Origin of the sequence: Roseiconus nitratireducens (assembly GCF_008629675.1) — a bacterium.
GTDB classification, from domain to species: Bacteria; Planctomycetota; Planctomycetia; order Pirellulales; family Pirellulaceae; genus Stieleria; species Stieleria nitratireducens.
Genome location: NZ_VWOX01000066.1, coordinates 1 through 1,075, shown reverse-complemented (window position 1 = coordinate 1,075; position 1,075 = coordinate 1). Strand labels below are relative to the sequence as shown.

The window sequence follows — 1,075 nt, the reverse complement described above, 5'->3', positions numbered from 1 at the left end:
CTGTCATGATTTGGCGACTCCGAAAACCCGCAGAACAAGTAAGTCTTTGACTTCGCGAAGCACGAGCCGAATAACAAGGACTGGGTTCACGAAGCCCGGCTGAAGTGCGGGTCGTCATGGGTAACGGTTCCTTGCTCCAATGGCTGCGGTGTCGGGCGAGCGGCGGAAGGAGGTGCCAGGGCGGGATAATCGCGAGCCAAGTGGAGGATGTGTGTCCGACGAGCGGCTATAGCGATCAAAGCGTATGGCGAACTCGTAGTAACATATGAACGTTAGGGAGTCCGGTTAGTGAGCATGGGTATTCCCGAATCGTCGCCGAAAGACTTTTGCTTACGAGTCATTTCCGCACCTCGAATCCCATTCGGGACTTCGTATGTGTTGTCGGACAAAACAACGATCGGTCGCTATGTCGGATCAGATGTGCTTGTAGACGAACTGTCCATTGCAAGGTACCAGTGCATTCTGGTTTGGGATCGCGCGGTAGGACGTCACTTTGTCGATGAGGGGTGGCACAGGCCTGTATTCGTGAATGGCAAGCTCATCCGATTTGAGCAACGTGTTACACTCGAAGCTGGCGACCTGATTGGTGTTGGGCTTCGTAATTGGTACTTGTACTGGCGACGGCTTTAGATCTTCCGACATCGTCATACGCCCGTCTCAGGCAGCGTAGGAATTCACTGGCTAGTGAGCACGCGCCCGGTTGGAGTGCTCGCCAAAAACTGATCCAGGTGGTATGAGAGTGTAACGCCCGATTTCGGGCAGGAGACACTCAGATGAAAAAGCGAAGTAGACGCCATAGTCCGGAGCAAATCGTTAAAAAGCTGCGGGATGCGGAAGTCATGCTCAGCAACGGCAAGAGCATGGAAGAGGTCTTGAAATTCCTGGAGGTCAGTGAGGCCACGTTCAATCGCTGGCGGAACCAGTACGGGGGAATGAAGAGCCAGGAGGCCAAGCGGCTGAAAGAGCTGGAAGGCGAGAACGCCCGTTTGAAGCGTCTTTTGGCCGAGTCCGAACTCGACAAGGCGATGCTGAAGGAGGCACTCCGGGGAAACGACTGAGCCCGACACAGAAGCGG

1 protein-coding gene and 1 pseudogene are annotated in these 1,075 nt (G+C 54.8%); both read left to right on the top strand.

Annotated features, from left to right (window positions below; translation table 11 throughout):
- Positions 1 to 294 precede the first annotated feature (294 nt).
- On the top strand, positions 295 to 630 hold the full coding sequence (locus FYK55_RS30195) for an FHA domain-containing protein (RefSeq protein ID WP_150080060.1): 336 nt from the start codon (positions 295 to 297) through the stop codon (positions 628 to 630).
- A gap of 143 nt (positions 631 to 773) precedes the next feature.
- A pseudogene (locus FYK55_RS28715) lies at positions 774 to 1,049 on the top strand (transposase); the annotation flags it as partial.
- Positions 1,050 to 1,075 lie beyond the last annotated feature (26 nt).